This window comes from Haloarcula sp. Atlit-7R (assembly GCF_003666065.1).
Classification (GTDB): domain Archaea; phylum Halobacteriota; class Halobacteria; order Halobacteriales; family Haloarculaceae; genus Haloarcula; species Haloarcula taiwanensis.
On sequence record NZ_QXIK01000040.1, the window covers coordinates 1 to 2,241 of the forward strand.

The 2,241-nt window shown below is 52.0% G+C and carries 5 protein-coding genes; 1 reads left to right on the forward strand and 4 read right to left on the reverse strand.

Annotated features, from left to right (window positions below; genetic code table 11):
- Both D3D01_RS22460 and D3D01_RS22465 read right to left on the reverse strand, forming a co-directional pair.
- On the reverse strand, positions 1-611 hold a 611-nt coding region (locus D3D01_RS22460; protein WP_121513849.1), incomplete at its 3' end, for a hypothetical protein.
- Positions 611-967, reverse strand: coding sequence for a hypothetical protein (locus D3D01_RS22465; RefSeq protein ID WP_004592299.1), 357 nt, complete (start codon positions 965-967; stop codon positions 611-613). The genes D3D01_RS22465 and D3D01_RS22460, both read right to left, overlap by 1 nt.
- A gap of 50 nt (positions 968-1,017) precedes the next feature.
- Between D3D01_RS22465 and D3D01_RS23865 the strand changes: the two genes are divergently transcribed.
- On the forward strand, positions 1,018-1,161 hold the full coding sequence (locus D3D01_RS23865) for a hypothetical protein (protein WP_158598778.1): 144 nt from the start codon (positions 1,018-1,020) through the stop codon (positions 1,159-1,161).
- On the opposite strand, the gene D3D01_RS22470 is transcribed toward D3D01_RS23865, so the two are convergent.
- Together D3D01_RS22470 and D3D01_RS22475 are read right to left on the reverse strand one after the other, a co-directional pair.
- Positions 1,158-1,643 carry a hypothetical protein gene (locus D3D01_RS22470; protein WP_004592300.1) on the reverse strand — a complete coding sequence of 162 codons (486 nt, stop codon included), beginning with the start codon at positions 1,641-1,643 and terminating at the stop codon, positions 1,158-1,160. The genes D3D01_RS23865 and D3D01_RS22470 overlap by 4 nt on opposite strands.
- A partial coding sequence (locus tag D3D01_RS22475) for a nucleotidyltransferase domain-containing protein (RefSeq protein ID WP_233563616.1) occupies positions 1,633-2,241 on the reverse strand: 609 nt, incomplete at its 5' end. The genes D3D01_RS22470 and D3D01_RS22475, both read right to left, overlap by 11 nt.

Genomic DNA, 2,241 nt, shown 5'->3' on the forward strand with positions numbered 1-2,241 from the left:
GTAGTCAACTCAACCTCAAACTGCAAATTGAAGATTTCTGCTCCAGTAATTAGGAAAATCCCACCAAACATTATTTGCGGAGGGAATCCACGCTGCATAAACCAGAACCGTGTGGATAGCCCCAAGACACTGATGATAACCGTGGCGATCGTCCAGTACAGTCGGACAGTATCCTGTATTCCCAGGTCTAGATTGCCCCAGATTATGAAGTAAATGATGGTCCACAGTGCGATCAGTAACAGAAACAGCATCAACAGGTGAGCAATGATCTTTCGTCTGAATCCACCACTTGATGGGAGCGAGCCATTCGAAACGAAGTCATAGACTTTTCGATAGAAATTGACCGCGACTGCCCCCTGCATAAACGAACCGAGTAGGATGATCCCAACAACGACGGTGTCGAATGAGGCTGTCTTTCGTGCGCCCCAGATCGTGAAACCCGTTCCGATACCGAGTATGAGCGTCCCAAAAACACCCTTCGGAGCCTCGACAGCGAAGTCGCTCTTCGGATCAACGAACGGCAGGCCCCATGTGATAAGTACAGATCCAGTAGTTACCAGAACTATTGCCAACCACGGCGGAAAGTAATCCAAAATCCACGAAACGACCATCATGCAACCTCCCGAAAGCGGTCCTGTAACGATTGAACGAGGATGTACGTGACCAAAAGCATCAAGATTAGTGGGAGTCCGGCGACGCTATCTGCAAATGAATACCCGAAGATAATCTCGCGTGTTATATCCATAGAATTTATTTGCCAGATGAGAACTGGCGGATAGACGACAGTCATCACGACCCAGAGTCCAGCAAAATTGGCCAGATCATCGGCGGCTATCAGATACGCACCCGTTGCTGCGAGATACGTTCCCAGCAACACAAGTGGTGGATAGATCTCAAATATCGATTCAAGCGGCCCGATATTTCCACCGAGGATCAGAAGCCCAGTCAGTAGCTCTCTTGTTGGCATTCGTTGTATGCGTATCTGCACTAATCAATAAGCGTTAATTGCTGGTTGAGATGACGCGCACGTCAGAGTCGCGCGCAGTTGGCGACGAGAGGGACACGACTGCACTCGCGCTGGCAGTCGGTTCCTTGCAGCGTGGGACTGACGGCCGGGCAGAGACGGGTGGCCGGCTGGTGTATCGTTTGGCTGTCGATTAACAGAGACACTCGTGGCGCACTTGGCTCGCGTTGATCAAATCTTGATGAACATCGGTGGCAAGTTCGTGCATCGCCTTTGCTTGCGATTCAGTGGCAATTCCGAGCCGGTAGTAGGTTTTTGTTCGGTTCTGGTTCCATAGTTCAGCTAATCGTTCCCCAAACGCGTCATCATAGAGTCCGATCTCTGCACCTCGCTGGTACAGTCGCCGATGACTACTGATGACTTCAGAAGCGTCCATTGCGCCGTCGTGGATGAGTCGGAACTGGATCGTCCGCTCTATCGCAACGAACGACGACTCGATGACAACTGTGTAGTAGCCACCATCAAGCAGGCGGGACGCAGCTGCCAGAAGCCGACATGCTCGGCGAAGTTGGACCAATTCGGCTTCGTCGACATCGAGCCCGTCCTCAACATTCTGTGGTGTCTGCTCGAAACTACGCTCAGCGGCTGCCAGTGCGTTAAGCACTGATTCATTCTCCATTCGCGTACACCCCCGCCCGGATATTGGATAACTGATCTGTCCCGACTAATATCAGTCCCTCATCGAACTGCTGTTGGAGCCGGTCACCAATCCGTTTCGCGCTTTCGGTCGATTCGACCAACGTTTCGAAGGTGTAGCGGTTCCCCTCAAATTTCGTCTCTTGGAGAGTGCTTACGATTGACTGAACAGTTCGGCGAGCCTGTGTCCTATCGTCTTCGACGAAGACAAGAAGATCGATATCACTTGCGCGGTCGGCTGTCCCCCGTGCCACGCTACCGAAAAGCAGGACGCCGACGAGATGGTCAATCTCTTCCTGAACAGTATCGACGAAGGCCCGGACAGGCTTGTGAAATTCCGACTGGGGGATCGACAGGACTGGATCAGATTTTGTGAGTCGGTCACGATGGATACGCACGTATTGCTTCCGGCCTTCTTTACGGGTCTGAACTGTGCCGAGTTCTTTGAGCAGTTTGACTGCCTTTGAGACCGTTGCCTGATTCCCGTCAATCATTTCCGCGAGTTGGCCGATGGTGAACTCTTCATATGGCTCCTCAATCAAGCGAGCGAGCACATCCTGCATCGCCTGATATCGAAAGAC